The 16,675-nt window shown below is 63.9% G+C and carries 17 protein-coding genes and 1 pseudogene; 2 read left to right on the top strand and 16 right to left on the bottom strand.

The genetic code is table 11. The features are described 5' to 3' along the window. Nucleotides 1-9: 9 nt before the first annotated feature. From E1748_RS18105 to E1748_RS18095, 3 genes are read right to left on the bottom strand one after another with little or no spacing between them, the layout of a single operon-like run. Nucleotides 10-765: an SDR family NAD(P)-dependent oxidoreductase gene (locus E1748_RS18105; RefSeq protein ID WP_133648543.1), complete on the bottom strand. Its 756-nt coding sequence runs from the start codon at nt 763-765 to the stop codon at nt 10-12. Nucleotides 766-806: 41 nt separating this feature from the next. Continuing rightward, nucleotides 807-1,628: an alpha/beta fold hydrolase gene (locus E1748_RS18100; RefSeq protein WP_133648542.1), complete on the bottom strand. Its 822-nt coding sequence runs from the start codon at nt 1,626-1,628 to the stop codon at nt 807-809. Beyond that, the gene (locus E1748_RS18095) at nt 1,625-2,185 is read right to left on the bottom strand and encodes a cupin domain-containing protein (protein WP_133648541.1); all 561 of its coding nucleotides are present in this window, start codon (nt 2,183-2,185) and stop codon (nt 1,625-1,627) included. Before E1748_RS18095 ends, E1748_RS18100 begins: the two co-directional genes overlap by 4 nt. Before the next feature lie 238 nt (nt 2,186-2,423). Here E1748_RS18095 and E1748_RS18090 point away from each other — a divergent pair, with 238 nt between their 5' ends. Then, the gene (locus E1748_RS18090) at nt 2,424-3,335 is read left to right on the top strand and encodes a LysR family transcriptional regulator (protein WP_133648540.1); all 912 of its coding nucleotides are present in this window, start codon (nt 2,424-2,426) and stop codon (nt 3,333-3,335) included. Here the strand turns inward: E1748_RS18090 and E1748_RS31780 are convergent. From E1748_RS31780 to E1748_RS18025, 10 genes and pseudogenes are all read right to left on the bottom strand, one after another. Beyond that, a pseudogene (locus tag E1748_RS31780) lies at nt 3,332-3,941 on the bottom strand (transposase); the annotation flags it as partial. The gene E1748_RS18090 and the pseudogene E1748_RS31780 overlap by 4 nt on opposite strands. A gap of 515 nt (nt 3,942-4,456) precedes the next feature. Continuing rightward, complete coding sequence (locus tag E1748_RS18075; protein ID WP_133648537.1) at nt 4,457-6,418, bottom strand: relaxase/mobilization nuclease domain-containing protein; 1,962 nt, start codon at nt 6,416-6,418, stop codon at nt 4,457-4,459. 448 nt (nt 6,419-6,866) lie between these two features. Further along, nucleotides 6,867-7,451, bottom strand: a complete 585-nt coding sequence (locus tag E1748_RS18065; RefSeq protein WP_133648535.1) for a S26 family signal peptidase — start codon at nt 7,449-7,451, stop codon at nt 6,867-6,869. Further along, nucleotides 7,448-7,981, bottom strand: coding sequence for a DUF2840 domain-containing protein (locus tag E1748_RS18060; protein WP_133648534.1), 534 nt, complete (start codon nt 7,979-7,981; stop codon nt 7,448-7,450). Before E1748_RS18060 ends, E1748_RS18065 begins: the two co-directional genes overlap by 4 nt. After that, the gene (locus E1748_RS18055) at nt 7,978-8,229 is read right to left on the bottom strand and encodes a chromosome partitioning protein ParB (RefSeq protein ID WP_133648533.1); all 252 of its coding nucleotides are present in this window, start codon (nt 8,227-8,229) and stop codon (nt 7,978-7,980) included. The genes E1748_RS18060 and E1748_RS18055 overlap by 4 nt, the downstream gene beginning before the upstream one ends. Further along, nucleotides 8,226-8,864, bottom strand: coding sequence for a ParA family partition ATPase (parA, locus tag E1748_RS18050; RefSeq protein WP_133648532.1), 639 nt, complete (start codon nt 8,862-8,864; stop codon nt 8,226-8,228). The genes E1748_RS18055 and parA overlap by 4 nt, the downstream gene beginning before the upstream one ends. A gap of 253 nt (nt 8,865-9,117) precedes the next feature. Then, nucleotides 9,118-9,963, bottom strand: coding sequence for a replication initiator protein A (locus E1748_RS18040; RefSeq protein WP_133648530.1), 846 nt, complete (start codon nt 9,961-9,963; stop codon nt 9,118-9,120). A gap of 14 nt (nt 9,964-9,977) precedes the next feature. Continuing rightward, nucleotides 9,978-10,259, bottom strand: coding sequence for a helix-turn-helix transcriptional regulator (locus E1748_RS18035; protein WP_205965256.1), 282 nt, complete (start codon nt 10,257-10,259; stop codon nt 9,978-9,980). 125 nt (nt 10,260-10,384) lie between these two features. Beyond that, on the bottom strand, nt 10,385-11,140 hold the full coding sequence (locus E1748_RS18030) for a DUF7011 domain-containing protein (RefSeq protein ID WP_133648528.1): 756 nt from the start codon (nt 11,138-11,140) through the stop codon (nt 10,385-10,387). A gap of 325 nt (nt 11,141-11,465) precedes the next feature. Further along, entirely contained in the window at nt 11,466-11,816 is a 351-nt protein-coding gene (locus E1748_RS18025; RefSeq protein WP_133648527.1) for a DUF2958 domain-containing protein, read from the bottom strand. Nucleotides 11,817-12,115: 299 nt separating this feature from the next. Between E1748_RS18025 and E1748_RS18020 the strand changes: the two genes are divergently transcribed. After that, nucleotides 12,116-12,406: a helix-turn-helix domain-containing protein gene (locus E1748_RS18020; protein WP_133648526.1), complete on the top strand. Its 291-nt coding sequence runs from the start codon at nt 12,116-12,118 to the stop codon at nt 12,404-12,406. 52 nt (nt 12,407-12,458) lie between these two features. On the opposite strand, the gene E1748_RS18015 is transcribed toward E1748_RS18020, so the two are convergent. The 3 genes from E1748_RS18015 to E1748_RS18005 all read right to left on the bottom strand — a co-directional run bounded on the left by E1748_RS18015 (nt 12,459) and on the right by E1748_RS18005 (nt 16,493). After that, nucleotides 12,459-12,776 carry a DUF736 domain-containing protein gene (locus tag E1748_RS18015; RefSeq protein ID WP_133648525.1) on the bottom strand — a complete coding sequence of 106 codons (318 nt, stop codon included), beginning with the start codon at nt 12,774-12,776 and terminating at the stop codon, nt 12,459-12,461. 762 nt (nt 12,777-13,538) lie between these two features. Continuing rightward, on the bottom strand, nt 13,539-15,590 hold the full coding sequence (locus E1748_RS18010; RefSeq protein ID WP_133648524.1) for a ParB/RepB/Spo0J family partition protein: 2,052 nt from the start codon (nt 15,588-15,590) through the stop codon (nt 13,539-13,541). Between the two features lie 78 nt (nt 15,591-15,668). After that, nucleotides 15,669-16,493, bottom strand: coding sequence for a DUF932 domain-containing protein (locus E1748_RS18005; RefSeq protein WP_133648523.1), 825 nt, complete (start codon nt 16,491-16,493; stop codon nt 15,669-15,671). Between the last annotated feature and the right edge of the window lie 182 nt (nt 16,494-16,675).

Below are 16,675 nucleotides of genomic sequence, written 5' to 3'. Positions count from 1 at the left end.
TTGGGTCTCTCAGCAGGTCATATAACCGCCGTCAATCACGAGTTCAGTCCCCGTGACGTAGCTGGATTCGTCCGATGCGAGATAAGTTGCGGCCAACCCGATCTCTCGGGGCGTTCCCTCACGGCCTAACAGACTCGTTCCCGTGATCGCAGCGCGTTGCTCTGGCGTCAGCACCGCCAGAAACGGTGTGTCGATGATGCCGGGCAATATAGCGTTTGCACGAATATCAGCCGACGCAAGCTCCGCTGCGGCAGCCTTTGCTAACTGAACGACCGCAGCTTTGGTCGCCTGATAGGCCGTTGCACCGGCCGTCCCTACCCTACCCCAGATCGACGATATGAGAATGATCGATCCGCCACCACTGCGTCTCATGGCGGGCACTGCCGCACGCATGCCATTCCAAGTTCCGGTCTGATTCACCGCCACAGTGTGATTCCAGCCCGCTTCATTTTCGTCGAGCAGGCCGGCCATTGAACACACTCCGGCGCAAGAAACCAGTATGTGCAAACCTCCAAATCGCTGTTCTGCTTGCTCTACAGCCAGCGCCCACTGTGACGCCTCAGTCACATCTAGCGGAACAAACGTTGCGCATTGCTCACCCGTAGAAGCCAATAGCTCGCTTGCAATATGTTCACCGCGCTCTCGAGCTATATCGGCGACGACAACCCGCGCACCTTCTTCGACGAATGCGCGCGCGCAGGCCGCACCGATACCACTCGCTGCTCCCGAAATCAATGCGACCTTTCCTTGCAGACGCTTCGCCATGATGTCTCCTTATTTGGAAAATTAACGTAACCAATAACTAGCTAGCCCAAGGTGCTGAGGATCGACCGCACGAATGCCGTGAAAACGTCTGATTGCACGACATGTGGATAGTGTCCGCCCGTGCCCAGCGAAAGCCGCAACGCGTCTGGATAACGCAAAGCCAGTTCGCGCCGCGTCCGCTGATCGATCAACGGATCATCGGCGCAATCGATCAATGCAACTGGCAAGCTCGCGTCGATAATGGGTGCAGGCGTTGCCGTCGCTGCGTGCAAAAGCCGCGCTTGTAGCGAATCGCCGCTCTGTGTGTGAGCGAGCAAATCCATCTGGATTTCGACGAGTTCGTCCGGATCGCGGGCGGCCAGTCGTGTCATCCATTCGACTTTCGTCTGCGCGCCGTCTTGCGACGTAAGTGCTTCGCGATCAAACAACGGGTTCGTATCCAACGTGCTGGAGTCGATGAACGCGCTGGACAAAACAATGCATGCGACGTGCGATGGATGGGTAGCGCCAAACCACTGCAGCCAGTATCCCGCCAGCGACGAACCAAGCACACAGGTGCGTTGCAGTTGCAATCGATCAATCAAAGCCGCGAGATCATCAGCCAACGCGTCAGTCGAAATTGATGGGTAGTCGATCGCGAGGCAGCGGAAATCAGTCCCAAACGAAAGTACCTGTTTGAAGAAGATATCTGCGCTCCCAAGGCTGCCAGGAAGAAGAACCAGCGCGGGCCTCTCAATTCCTGAAACGCTCGACGTGTCCCGAACCTGCCATTCGCCGCCGCCAAATTTGTGAGTCACTAGCGGAAAGCGTTCGCGCATCGCCGCAAGATCTCGACGCCATGTGGAAACCGTTTGCAAGTTCATGGTCCGACGCGAGTGGCAGAAAGGTCGTTTGCAGCGATTTTCGCCTTGGCATCCGCCGTGTACTCGGCCTGGGGTGCGTTTCCCGAGATTACGAACAGCAATACATGTTCGACGTCGGGCTCATTTTCTGTGATGTTAATGAAACGACGTGCAACACCCGGCGGAAACGACACAACGTCACAAGGCCCAACGTCCACGTAGTCGTACGCATCGCCTTCGTTCCAGGCACACCGCCAGCGTCCCGTCACCGGCATGAACGTTTCGTTCGTATCGTGGTTATGCATCAGCGGACCGTTGCCCGGTTTGCAGCGAGCAAATCCGAGGTTGAAACCTTCGGCAATAGGAATCGCGGCGAGCCGCGACGCGTCCGCTCCAACGGGTGAGACAACCTGCCCAGAGTCTTTGGGAGGCTGAAAACCGATCACGTTGATCAACTCGCGTTGGCATCCAGGCAAGTCACTGTCGGGCAGACCGCCATGCGAGCCACGCAAGTGGGCAAACAGCGCGACTCGGTTCATCATGTCGTCGCGGGAAATGGTTCGCAATTCTGGGATCATCGTTACCTCGGCTATAGGGCACTCCCGGACTCACCATCCGGTCGACGCAGAGACGGCGTGAGTCACTGCCGTGTGTAGGGAATCAAAGTTAATCCCCAAGGATTCGACGGGCAATGGTCCGGCATCGATGAACATCATCAACCATATGAATACCGCCGTTTAAGCACGACGGGCTGGGTCGTCGCAAGACCAATGATTTAAGATGTCCCGCTAGTGATATTTCACGTGGAAGAGCGACATGGACTACAACGGCCTTGATCTCAACCTTCTGGTCCCACTGCGCGCCTTGCTGGTCGAACGGCACGTGACGCGTGCCGCGGAGAAATTGGGCATCAGTCAGCCTGCGATGAGCGCGTCGCTGGCGCGACTGCGGGAACTATTTTCCGATCAGTTACTGGTGCGCGGACCGCTCGGACTGACATTAACGCCTCGCGCCGAAGACATGTTGGCCCAGATCGATCATCTGATGGCCGCCATCGAACGGCTCACCGCCGTTCCCGCCCATTTCGATCCCCTCAACAGCCGGCGCACCTTTACATTGATAGGAACGGATTTCGTCGAATCAAAAGTATTGCCGCTGCTCATGGCGCAATTTCAGCAATCGGCGCCGATGATACGAGTAGTTTTCAAGGACCCTGATCCAAGGCATATTGAGACCATGCTTGCAACGGGCGTGCTCGATCTGGCAATCGGATACCTCCCCGAAGCACCTGATACACTGATTCGTATGCCGCTTTTTGTCGAGCCGTTCGTCTGCATCGCCAGATCTGATCATCCCGCCTTCAAGGAAGGGATGACGCTTGAACGCTATGTCGAAACGGCTCATGTGCAGGCACTGATGCGTGATGGAACAATGTACACAGATGCAATCGACACCGCGCTCGCAGCACAAGGCCTCGCACGACGGATCGCACTATGGCAGCCCAGTTTCCTGGCCATCCCACCGGTCGTCGCCAATACGGATCTGATCAGCACGATCCCTGAGAGCGTGGCGCGCGTCGCCGCAGTGTGGTCGTCGATCACAATGCATCAAGTGCCGCTGGAGCTGCCCCCCGTCGCACTCGCTGCTTACTGGCATCCGCGAAGCCGCGATGACACTGGTCATCGCTGGCTGCGCGACACGATCAGCGGTTTGCTTTCGCACACGTAGGCGTTGCGCCACGCATTACTGACCATCGGGAATTTCATACCGACCACTGCAAATGCATCAGTTTCAGCCTGAGCGGCTTCCGCGTTCGGGCCGTGTAGATCGGTACGATCGCCGCATTCAGTTCGCGGCGGTCTTTCCAGTTGGTGTCGTCGCGGCGGTTGCGGATCAGCTTGATGATGTGGACTGCAACGTCGTCGCCGGAAACATGGCAGTCAACGTCTTGGGCATACCTTCAAGACCGTCGATCACTACGATCAGGATGTCGTGAACGCCGCGTGTCTTCAGATCGTTGAATACCTTCATTCAAACTTCACGCTTCCGGTGTTCTTGATCCACATACCCCGGATATTCCAGGCACCATCGGGCAGTACGCTCAGCACCAAATAGACGACCGTGTTGCGCACCAGAGCATCTTCGCGAATCTTGACCCGCACAGTGCGTCGAAGCACACGACCGGATACATCGGCTCAAGCGTTCGGGCTTGCCACGTAGCCACTCCAACCGTGACATCGTCAATCTCGGAACCGGTATGAACTCCCGCGAGACCTCCGTGTCGTCCTGCTCCAACAGGAAACCCTGGATCTCGGGCGTAGTCATGGTCCGGGCAGCTAAATAATAGACGTGTGAGGACAGCAGCCATTCACGGAGCCACGACAGTGAATCGCTTTCGATGATGCTTCGGGGTTTCTATTTCATCGATGATGGCGCACGCGAAATTTGGACCACTGATCTCTGAAATACCCGACGAGGATCGGAGCAAAACGTCTTCGCCTACGCGGGTAGCCGCCGACAGGCACACCGGGAGCGTGGGCGCCGTACCGACGCGATGGGACTCACAAAGAACCAATCCGCAGTAGTATCTGCGGGACGCAAGGTGTCAAGCACATCGCTCATTGCACTTGAGTCCGTCCTATTTTTGGTTGGGAAGTCATCACTATCCAGTAGGCGCGGCCACCCTGTGCGACAAGTAAGCTGCCGGCCCCGCCAATGTCGCCGAAGCGCTTGCCACTCTCTGGGGCATGAGAAACCAACTTCGGCACCAAGTAAATTAAAAACGGCTTGCTGGGTGCCAGTGACGGTCAACGCTCACGCAAACGGTTCGGCACGACCCGAACCCGACTTCACCCGACATGTGGGCCACGCTGGCGACCAATTTCCCACGACACTCCGGTCCCTCGTACCGTCGCGGCGAGTTGCTGTCCAATCCGCTGTTCGACCACCGGCTTCCACGGCACCAGCGAAAAACCCATACCGTCGTCGAGCATCGCGTAGCGCCCGCTGACGAGCATGACGCTGCGCCTGTAGATGCCGGCCACACGCTGCCCATCACCAACTGGCCGATGCTCCAGGCCGGTTTCGCCGGCTATTTCCTGCCCGACCTTCGCCACCTCGCGCCCGCGCAGTGTCGCCAGCAGATTGCGCGCGAGAACGACACGCTGCCCGCGATGCTCGGCCACCCCCTGTTCGACCAGGAAGTCTGCGCGCTGGCGTAGCGCGTCCTTCACCTCAGCCCCAAAGCCCAGGTCACCCAAGCCCTTGCCGCCTCCGATCAACTGCTGGTCAAGCCACGTGGCGCCGACGACGCGTGCTTGGCGCTCGATGGGCAGATGTGATTTCAGTTCCACCGCCACGCCGCCGCCAAGGCGCTGCGCGTCGTACTGGCGGCCACGCTCGACCAGGTCGTTGGGAACACGCCATACGCCTTCGGCCTCTCGCCCCACGATGCCGGCGCGGCGCAGGGCTTCGAGCCGGCGTACATGCCCGGCCACGACCTCGTGCGGGTCGCGGCCGGGCGTGGCCTGACCTTGGGCGACAGCCTGATGGTGATCGGTGCGGTACACGCCATCGACTGCCAGCGCGGCAATGTTGCGGTCGGCGGCGCGCACGTCGGCCGCACCTTTCACCTCCACCACGGCGCCGGTTGGGTACTGCTCCAGTTCCGAGCGCGGCGGCAGTGCGACGTGGTGCGCCCTGCCGTCGGTGCCATCGACGATCAGATAGCCCTTGTCGTACAGCTCGTCGGCCAGCCCCTTGCCGATGACGCGCCCGATGACGGCGCGGCCATCCGCGCCGGGCTGGAACACGGCTAGTTCGCGCTGCTGGCCGCTCATGGCGCGCTGCATGGTGCGGATGATGTCGCCACGCTCGCCCATTGCCCGCAACGTCGGCTCGGCCTCGGCATGGACGGCCCACGCGCCGGGCTGTTGTTCGGTCACCAGCCCCATGCGTTGCAAGTGTTGCAGGCGGCCGATCAGCATCTGTCGCTGGCGTTGCAGCCGGGGTTCGGCAAAGCGTTCGACGCGCACCAGGCCATCGTCGCCGGCCTCGCGCTGCAAGGTGCGATCCAGGCCCGTCCACCGCTCTTGATCGACTTCGCGCTGCATGGCGCGCTGCATCTCCAGTTCGGTGCGCGGCCCCAGCCATTCGGTCGCCAGCTCCGACGCTCGCCAGCGCATCCCCTCGGCGATGTAGTCGCGGGAAATGATGAGGTCTTTGCCGGTGTCGTCCTTGCCGCGCAAGACGACGTGCGTGTGCGGGTTGTCGGTGTTCCAGTGATCGACCGCGACCCACTCCAGCCGCGTACCCAAGTCGGCCTCCATGCGCGCCATCAGGTGCCGGGTGTAGGTGCGCAAGTCGTCGAGCTGTCCGGCATCCTCCGGCGAGACGATGAACCGGAACTGGTGCCGGTCGCCTTCGCCGCGCTCCTTGAACGCTTCGAGGTCGGCGCCATCGGTCGTCGGCCCGTAGGCATGGCCTGGCCCGCCCTGGCGATCGACACCCTCACGCTCGATATAGCGCAGGTGTGCGGCGGTCGAGCGCGGCCCTGCCTGCGCCAGATTCACCAGCCGCGCCTTGATCGTCACACGCCGCGCGTTCGGCCTCAATTCTCGGCCAGCGAAGCGCGCCGCGACGTGGCCGCGCCCCAGCCGGGAACCGGGACGCTGGCCGACCTTGCCCGCCGCCTTGCCGAGCCTCGAGCCGGCCTTGCTAGTCTGGCGTAGCACCTCGTTGATGAAGGCATCGCCGCGCTGTTTCGGCGCACCGGGACGGACGCGGAAACGGTCGTCGTCGCGCTGGCTCATGGCGTAGCTCCATCCAAGACCGGCGCAGTCCAGCGGGGGAGGCACGCGCTTTCGTCGACGCCGATGCGGCGTTGCGCACCTTCGCGGCACGCTGCCGCCCCGTGGCGCGTGCCGCGCTCCCCCCATGTGCAGACAAGGTTTTCGAGCGGCCATGTGCCGCGACCTTTTATCTTGCCTTCCGCCTTCGCCCTGCGCTGACGCTCCGGGCATCGACGGCCTGGCCGCGCGGTGCTGCTTGCAGCCTGCGCGCCGGGGAACGCAGCCACGGCCACCGGCCGGGCGCGTTCAAGGCAAGATGCCTGCACGGGGAAAAACGTCGCCGGATGGTGCGCGACGTACAGCGCAGATGCGCTTGCGCGACACGCGCGACGACACGGCGACGGCCAGCGGAAGAACATGCCGGATGGCACGATCGAATGGACGCTGCCATACAGCGAATCGGCAGCCATCATCGGCGTGTCTCCAGCCAGACCGGATGCGCGACGCCGATTACGGCGGATGCACTCACTGGCCCGAAGTAACGGCTGTCGAACGACGCCGGATTGGTCGTGCTCAGCAGGAACAGTTCGCCCGGTTCGAGGCGGCGGCATTGCTGCCACGATGACAACGGACGACCCATGCGGTCGGCACGCAGCACGGCGGCCAAAGGTACGCCGTCGATGCGGACGATGCCGCCTGCAATGCACACCTGCTGCGTAGCAATGGCGGCCACGGGCTTGAGCAATGGAACACCAGCCGGCAGGTAGCCACGCTGCGCAGCCAGCGCGGCGGCTTTGGCCGGGAGCGGCACCAGCACGATGCTGCCCACGGACAGCGGACGTGGCAGCGAGGTGCGCGGATCGAGCGGTGCGATGCGATACCAGCCGACCGCCACGCTGTCTGATGGGTTGTAGGTCAGTCGCGGCAGCGGCGACACAAAAGACGCCCAGGCGAGCGCAGCGAAGCCGATGGCGGCCAGTGTCGCTACGCTGATCCGAACATGCCAATGAGAGTGGGGATGCGACGCGGTGCCGGCTGGGGAAATGGTTGTCATGGCAGCGACCTCCCAGCCAGCCAGGCAGCGTGCCGCTCGGCGGTGTACGCCGGCAGCGGCAGGCGCGCAGCGAGGCGGTTGCCGAGCGTGCGCCAGTACGCCGGTGACACGTCGGCGGGGGCGATGTTCTGCGCCTCGATGGCGTCGAGCTGCGCCAGCACGGCGCGCACCCCAGGTTCGCTCTCGGCGTGCAGCAGCAGGTGCGCGCCCGGCAGTACGCCGGGGATGCGCTGCGCCGCTTCCAGTGGCGTGCAAGCCCGCATCACCATGAGCTGCCAGCGGATGGTGCCGTAGTCGTTGGCCTGCCAGCGGATACGGCAGAACGTCGCACGCGGCAGGAACACCGCGACGCGACGCCAGCGGTCAAGCCGGATGGTGCGCGCCGGTTCGCCGAAGCGCAGATATACGTCGATGCGCTGCTCGATATAGGCGAGCGAAACGCGGGTCAGCGGCGCGATGCCGGCCTGGCCGGCGAGCACAGCAAGCGATGGCGGCGGCGCAGCCGTTGCCGCCGAAGGTTTTGCGTTCATGGTGTGTTCTCCGCGAACTCGCGTTCCAGCAGTGCGCGCAGTAGTTCGGCGACGGTCACGCCGCGCGTGAAGGCTGAAACCTTGATGCGCGCCCGCATGTCAGGCGTAATGTCGAGGGTCAGGCGCGCGGTGTAGAGGTCGCGTTTCTGGATGCCGTCGGCGTCGCCCTGGCGAATCCACGCCTCGGCGTGCGGGTTCGCCGGTGGACGCGCACCGATGCCGATGCGTTTGCTGCGCGCAGTCGTCATGCTGGCCACCGCAGCAGCTCGTCGGTCAGTGCGGCGATCTCGCGCGCAGCGGCACTCTCGGGCGACGTCTCGCGCGCGAGCCGGCCGGCCGCCACGCAGTCGGCGAACACGATGCGCTGATGCACGTCCGCGCGCAGTACCGGCAGCGGCTGTTCAGCGAGCGCGTTGCGCGCCTCGCGGCCAATGATGGTGGTGCTGACGCGCCGATTGACGACGAAGGCCGCGCGCAGCGCAGGCCGGAATACCTGCGCCTCTCGGATCAGCGCCACCATCTCTGACGAGGCCCACAGGTCGTAGGGGCTGGGTTGGACGGGAATCAGCACGCGCTCTGCTGCCAGCAGCGCGGAGCGCGCCAGGGCAGCGATACGCGGCGGGCCGTCGATGACGACGTGATCGGCGCGACGGGCCAGCTCTGGCGCTTCCTGGTGCAGCGTCTCGCGGGCGAGGCCCACGGCGCTGAACAGCCGTGGCAAGCCTTGCTGGCTTCGGCGCTGTGTCCAGTCCAGCGCCGAGCCTTGCGGGTCGGCATCCAGCAGGATGACCGACTGCCCTCGCATCGCCAGTTCGCCGGCAACGTGGGTAGCGAGCGTGGTCTTGCCGACGCCACCTTTCTGGTTGAGGAAGGCAACGATCATGGCGCGGCCCTCCGTGTTGGAAAGCCGGGCTTTGGCTGTTGCGCTACGTGCCGTTGGGCGGTTGTCCACCGAACCGGCGCGCTCTTACCAAAAGTTAGAGCCTTTAAGTTAGGTAAGTTAGAGCGCGCGGAAACTCGCGCCGCTATTGGCGATGCGGCGCTTTCGCACGCCTGATAGCACGATAGGGACACGCCCGATAGCACGATACCCGACACGCCTGATAGCACGAGGCCGTCCACACGTTTTCCCCGAGTTATCCCCGTGCCGTGAACGGCACGGGCTTGAAGGTCAGCAGTTCGGCATTGTTCCCCGGTACCCGTTCGATGCCGAGCACGTAACCGGGCAGTGACTGTCGCGCGACGAGCGCGCGCAGGTCGCAAGCGAAGTCGTAGGGCTTCGCCGTGCTGCCCGATTTCTTGTGCAGGTGCCGGAAGTCGAATTGCCAGCCGCCGGGTTGCTTGCCGCCGTGCTTGCGCACCAGCCGATATAGCCACCGCTCGATGCCACCGGTCAGCCGGAAATACGCCGGGTCGATGGTCAGCACCAGCGCGGCGTCGAGCACGCCGGCATAGAACCAGTCCGGCAGGATCAGCTCGATGCCCAGCGGCGTGCCGCGGGCGTCGGCCAGTTCCTTCCATTCGTTGATCCACGAGAAGCGATGCAGGCGCCGCCCTGTTGTCTCGCGGATGGAAGTCGCTACGGTCGTTGATTGCAGCCGGTCGAGCGCGGCCTTGAGGCGCTGGTAGTCGCGCAGTGACACGCCGCGCCCGATGAAGCGCAGGATCTCGTAGGGCGTGGCTTGCATCAGGCGCGACGGCCGCAGGCCCGCGTCGCGCGCTTCCACGATCTGCGAGGCTGCCCATATCAGCACGTCCGCATCCCAGATCGTGGCGATGCCATGCTCCTGCGTGCCCTCCACGCGGATCGTGACATTCCCGCTCTCGAAGTCGATCGGCGCGATGCGCCGCGACTTCGCCAGCGAGAAGAACGGATAGGCCATCAAGTCCTGTGCGTCGCGCGGCACCATGTCGCCCGGCAAGGCGCGGAACAGGTCGAGCTGCTCCCGCTCCCGCGATGGGCTGGACATGGCGATGGCCATCGGGATGCCCGCGATCAGCGCGCACGGTTGTCGGCCGAATGGTGTTCGGCGTATTCGGGATCGGACGTGGTTTCGTAGCTGCGCTGGTCGGCCCAGGCATCGAGGTCGGCCACCGCGTACATCACGCGACGGCCGAACTTGCGGAACTTCGGCCCGTTGCCAATCACGCGCTGCTTTTCGAGCGTGCGCGGCGAAAGCCGCAGGTACTCGGCGGCCTCGTCGTTGGTGAGGTAGCGTTGGGGCTGCGCGGGCGTGGTGGCGGGTGCGGCGGCAGGCCGCAAGGGAGCGGGACGCATCGGGTAAACCTCCATCGGTCAGAAACGCCGGCAGCACCAGCGCAGCCGGATGGAGGCAGTCTCAAGATAGCGATGCGTTGTGCAGAGGGTCGTTTTTCGGTTCGGACAAAACGACCCTCTGCCGGTCAATCGAGCTGTGCAAGGCGGCGGTAGCCGCTGCGCATCAGCGACTGGCCACGCCGTACCAGGCGTCGCACGCGCGAGCGCAGGCCGCCGTCGGCGTACCAGCCGGCGGTCACAGCATCGGTGCCGAACAGTCCTGCTGCCGTTTCGCGCAAGGACGCGCCCGCGAGGGTCGCGTCGAGCGCCTGCAAGGTGTGCAATTCCAGCAGCGCGGCCGGCGTGGGCCGGGAACAGGCCGCCGCCGCAGGCGCGGCTCCGTCCACTGTCACCAGCTTGTCCACTTCGGCCAGGATATTGAGGTAGCTTGCGCGAGGAGTGACGCACGCGCGGACGGCATAGAGGTAGGCCATGCCCTCAGCCAGCCCCGGCGCGAGGACGAGCTGCACGCGGTAGCGGAGCCAGCGCGACACCAGCACCAGGCGCTTACCGTCGTGGGTCAGATGCTTGTGGCCGGGGATGCGCCAGAACTCGAATACCGCTGCATTGGGCGGCGGGTCGGCGTCCGGGTAGAGCTGGAGCACGGTGTCGTGATCGGGGAACCAGATCGGATGCGCGTCGCGCGCATCTAGCGCCGGGTCTTCCAGCAGGCGTAGCCCCCACGCCTGCGCCACTTCCGACTGGTGACGATGGCGCCGCCAGTCGCGCCGGTAATCGGGGTGGCGGCGTAGGTATTCCCATGCCAACGCAGGACCGTCTAGGTGTAGCGCGTAGAGATACGCGGCGGTCGGATACCAAGCGTCGGAGCTTCGATCAGCCATGACGTTACCTCCTGTCGAGCAGGCATGTCGCCACGGGCGTCGAACCAGGGGGGAGCTACGGCATCGGCAGCATCAAAGTGCCATTGGGGTGGCGATAAACTTAGCTGTCTCGAAGGGGCAAGACCGATTCGCTCCAAAGCCTTGCGTGGATTGTCCGAGTGCGGCGGTTACGCCGCACAGAAATGGCGCGCGGCACCGAACACCCTGCCGCAAGCTCTGCCGTATGTCCTGTCTCTTTCAGTCAGGGTCGTACCGTCTGGTGCAATAGTGCCGACCGAGACCGTATTTGTCTGATGTTAGACCGAGAAAGGCACAATCCCATCGGTCAATCGGGAATGGTGCCGTCGCGTTGTGCAAGCGAGACGTACTCTGATAGCGACCGGGTTGCCCGGAAATACAGGTCACGCAGGACCGGCCGTTTTTGCGGCCCGATGATGCTGGCCAGATCGGACAGCTTGATTGTCCCGAGCGTCGGCATCCCAATGCCGAGGTCAATCAATCCCCAGGCGGTATCGTTGTCGGCCGGGTCGAGTGCGGCCAGCAGCCAGGTCAGATGTGCGTCCGGCGTGAACAGTCCCACAACTGGTAGCGGGTCGATGGCATGGCCCGCTGCGCGTGCTGCGCCGTTGGCCAGCAGTTCCGAGCGCTCGGCAGCGGTGATGAGCGGCTGTGTCATGGTCACGGACTCCGCGAGACCGGGAATGCACGAATACGCTTTTGCGCCGAAGCACAAAAGCGTGAAGCGGGATTCGTGCTTTCGTGCGTAAGCACGGATATGCAAGCCATCGAATCTGTACTTGCACAAAAACGCAGAAACGGAATTGTGTTGGTCAGGAAAGACACGGTTGTGACTCTCTGCTTCTACTGAAATCCGTCCATGCGGATTGCAGTAGAAGCACAGAAGCGGATTAAATTGCCGCCAATGAGTTAAAGATAACGTGGTTTTAATTGTCCCGCGATTGGACGCTTCTGTCCATGCAGAAGCGCCCCGTCCAACCTGGCCGACCGGCCGGTGCCACCACCTTCGATGCCGAATTGGCGCAAGCCTTCGGCGCGGCGGTGCCCGCGCTGCGAACGGAACGCGGAATTGCGCAGGAATCGCTGGTCAACCTGGCAGGCATCGAGCGTTCCCACATGGGCAAGATTGAGCGCGGCGAACACATGCCTACGCTGGCGATCATCTTTAAGATCGCCGGCGCACTTGGATGCAGTACGGCTGTGGTGATGGCCGCCACGGAACGCCAGCTCGCGGCGTCCGAGGCGTAGGCATTACACGGTGAGCGCCCCGCCGCAATGGGCGGGGCGCGGCGGGCGGCGGTCAGTCCGCCGCCTGCGGCTTGCTGCGCGACCAGATCAGGTCGTGCGTGCCTTCCTCGTTCTCGATCAGACGGGCGTAGACCGTCGCCGGGAACGAAGGATCGTCCAGGGTCACGGACACGTAGGGCCGTTCGGCCTTGCTGACTTTCTTCCACGCCGCGCCGATGTCGTGGCCTGCCGCCTGCACGCGGAAGTCGGGGGCGTTCTCGCTGTCGCCCTTGTCGTTGGTCACCAGCTTGACCTTGACGTTGAGCGTCAGGGTACGAAGCGAGCCGGTGAAGCCGTCTTTCTCTGCGGTGAAGGTACCGATGTTAGCCATGATGTTTCTCCTTTCGTGAACCAAGGTCGCGCCAGTGCGTCCTTGTTGTGAACCGGCCGGCGGGGGATGGGCTGGTCGCACCGTGCAGCGGTCGCAGCAACGCGGAGAACCTGAAAGCGAAAAGAATTTGTCCCGCGAGGAATGCGCGCAGCGCAGGGGAAATTGTTTTCGCTGGAAGGTTGCGGCCATGAAGCCCGAGGCGCAGCCGTGCCATCGCCAGGATTCACGACAAGCCAAGGACGCAGGGGCCGCCCGCTCCCGAAAGGAGATATGGCCGACCTCGGTATCCACGCATGACGGCTGTACCGGCTTGTGCCCTGACGCGGGCAAGGCCAACACCAACGGCAAGACGAGAATGCTCCCACCGCCGCATGCGGCCTCGTGCGTGAGGCGTGGTGCGGACGCTCCATAGGCAAGGCCGAACGGCGTGTCGGTGAACCATCCTTCGTTGACGGACAGGCGAACCGCCAGCGTCGAGGACGGCACGCTTTGGCACAACCTGCCGCAGCAAGCTGGGGCGTAGCCCCGCATAAGCCCCATCCATTGCGGCGGAGCGTGGTTGAAAATCTTGCCCGCGTCAGCGGACACCGATTCACTGTGTCGCGCGCAAGCTGCTTGCGCGCCCGCCCCGTCGCCGCCTGATCGATGGCGGCGACGGGGCGGTTTTGCTGTGGCCGTTGAAACCGGGCGCGGCAAACCTGCCGCGCCCGGTCTTGGATGAAAGAAAGCCCCGGCGCAATGCGCCGGGGCTATGGGACTACCTCACACGGCCAGCGCGTGCGCTGCCACTTCGTCGGCGGCATCTTCCGGCGTATCCGTTTCGTCTGCCGCCTCCGGTACGCCTTCCGGTTCGGTGTCGTGGTCGATGTGGAACACGGCAGGCATCCAGCCGGTGCCGTCCGCGAGCCGTTCGGCTTCGCTGGCAATGTCGCCTTTCTTCAACTTTGACAGGCGGGTGACGTGCGCCGGAGCGTACTGCCCCACGGCTTCCAGAATCGCGGCCTTCGATACGTGCCGGAAATAGCTTTCGCCGGTCGGCTTCCACCATGCCGCCATGTCCAGCCCCACGGCCTGCGCCAGTTCCGTACCGGGCTGACGCTGCGCAGCGCGAGGCGTCACCACGTTCACCGTAGACGCCACGCACACGGCCAGCAGGCGCACCAGTTCGTCTTGCGACTTTGCCTGCAACACGGCGAACAGTTCGGCGCTGTCCTGCGGCAACGCTTCGCCCGCGACTTCCTGCAACGAGCGCAATGCCACAGCAGCAGACGATTCCGACCAATCCGGGGCCATGCTTTCCAGCCGGTCTTGCACGTTCACGCGCACGCCGAGCGGCAGGCTATCACCGCTGTAGGTGTGGGGCTGCAAGACGGTGTGCACCATGCCATGCACCAGCGCGGCCAGCGCGACGTGCGGATGCTGCGCGACTTCGATTTGCAGCGCCGCCGTGCGATGGGCGCTCAACCGCTGTGCCAGTCGGTCAGACAGGTTCGCGGTCTTGGGCGCTTCGTCGGCGTCGTCGCCTTGCTCGTCGTTCGCGCTTTCGCCTGCACTGAAACCTTGCCGCAGCTTTTCCAGCGTGCGCAGCGCTTTCGCTTCGGCTTCGCGCAGCAGGCCGCGATGAATCACGGCCTCGCCTTCGCGGTCGAGCGTGACGATGGCACCGGCCACGGCGCGCACGTCCGGCGCGTAGTCCTGCAAGGCGTCCTCGATGGCTTGCAGTTCCCCGGCCACCTGCTCGCGCCGCTCTTCCAGCGTGGCCACCTTGTCCTCGTCCTCGGCGTCGTAGGCTTCTTCCAGCGTCGTATCGATCTTGTCGAGACGGCCTTGCAGCGAAGCGATGCGGCGGGCTTCGCGTGCGCTCGGCTCGCGGCGCTGGCGCGGCGCATTCTGGAACGTCTGCCGGTCGGCGTGGCTCATGTGCGGCACGGCTTCGACCCACGCCCAACCCTCGGCGCGCACTTCCTCGGCCAGCGCGTCCAGCTTGCCACGCACCAGCGTTTCCAGCAGCGCGGCGTCGGTCAGATAGGTGCCGCTGTCGTCGTCCGCGAACAGGTCGCGGCGAAGGCCACCGCCCGCCTTCATGTAGGCGTCCAGCCCGACGAAGCGCACCAGCGGATGCGTCGCGTCGATCTCGCGCTCGGTCAGACGCTCGCGCAGTGCCGATGCACTGCGCTGCCATTCCGGCGCGCTGTAGTACGCGACTTCCTGCGCGGCGTGATCGTCGGTGATGGTGAGAGCCATCAACTGTTCCAACGTCACGGCCCCGGCCCGGTAGTCGGCCATCAGGCACGGCGACACGTTGGCAAGTTTCAGGCGGCGCTGCACCGTCAACGGGGACACGCCGAAGTCGGCGGCGATATCTTCGATGGGTCGGCCTTCCTTGACCAGCGCGGCGAATGCCTCGAACTGGTCGGCGGGGTGCATCTGCTCGCGCAGCAGATTTTCGGCAAGGCTCACGGTACGCGCCGACGCATCGGACACCAGCAGGCACGGCACGTCATGATCGGCAGCAATACGCTTCTTCTTCGCCAGTAGCTTCAAGGCGGTCAGGCGGCGGTCGCCCGCGACAACTTCGTACTGCTCGCCATCGGCGGCAAGAATGACGATCAGGTTTTGCAGCAGGCCGACGCGGGAAATGCTCGCGGCCAGTTCGGGGATGGACAGGCGCGGGGTCGTGCGCGCGTTGCGCCTAGAGCGGCGCGGCTGCAATTGCGACAGCGGAACCAGGATCAGGTTCTTGGTCGGGTCGGCCACTTCCAGCGGCGCGGCGGTTTCGATGGCATGGATTTCGGTTTTGGTAACGGCGTTCATGGTGATAACTCCTAGCGGTAGGGATGGAGCAGCGAGAAAAGCGGCAAGGGCTGCTGCCTGCCCCTGCCGCGTGGGGATTCAGGCTTTCAACTGACGCAGGCCATCGGCCAGCAGCCACAAGGCACGATTCAAGCGGATGCCGTTGTCGATGCCCTGCACCGGGCGCGTGGTCTGGCGACGACCGTTCGCGGCGCGCGCGGACAGGCCGCCCTTGATGAGGTTTTCTTGCGTGCGGTTGAACACGCTCCACAAGTCGCGGCGGTTGTCGTCGTGACGGCGCGGCATCAGGACTTGCGATTCCGTGATGGGCGTGGGCACGGCCTCGTCGTACTTCAACGCCAACGCGGCACGGGCGAACACTTCCGATTCCCCGGTGTCCAGCGTGATGGCCTGCATGTCATCGCGGGATGCCTGCGCCCTCTCGAAACCGTGCAGGACTTCGTAGGCGCCTTCGATGACGTGTCCGGCGACGTCGCCCTTGTGGGGTACCCGCACGTCCGCCACGGTGTCGCCGCAAACGAGGCCGTTCTGGCACACGAAACGGAACATGCCGGCCAACATCTGATAGCTGCTCGTGCCATCGTGCGAGTTCAGCAGGATGATTTCGTTGGCTTCGCGGCCGTTGATCTGGCTGGCATGGCGCAGCCGGATCATGTGCTTGGTGTACTCGCGGCGGTCCTCGTGGCGCACGCGGGTCTGACACACCATGAACGGCTCGAAGCCTTCGCCGCGCAACTCCTGCAACACAGTGGCGGTCGGGATGTAGCTGTACCGCTCGGAGCGGCTTTCGTGCGGGGCGTCCGCAAAAATGGATGGGGCCACGGCGCGGATTTGGTCATTCGACAAGGGATAGTCGGAACGCAGCACCGGCGAACGGGAAGCGAAACGGGATGCGAGTTGCATGGTCTTTCTCCTGACAAGGGTTGGCTGTTGAAACCCCACCGGATTCCTAGATTCGGAGCCCGCTTTGGACTTCCGGGTGGGGTCGGCGCAGAGACCTGGGCCGGCCTCGTTGCCACCGTCTTTCCTGAGTTCATCGCCCGCGACGGTCAGGAGCGCGCGGCCGTGTGCCGTCAAGGAGAAAA

Origin of the sequence: Paraburkholderia flava (genome assembly GCF_004359985.1) — a bacterium.
Classification (GTDB): Bacteria; Pseudomonadota; Gammaproteobacteria; order Burkholderiales; family Burkholderiaceae; genus Paraburkholderia; species Paraburkholderia flava.
Note: the sequence above shows the minus strand (reverse complement) of the source record. Positions and strands in the feature narration are given on the sequence as shown.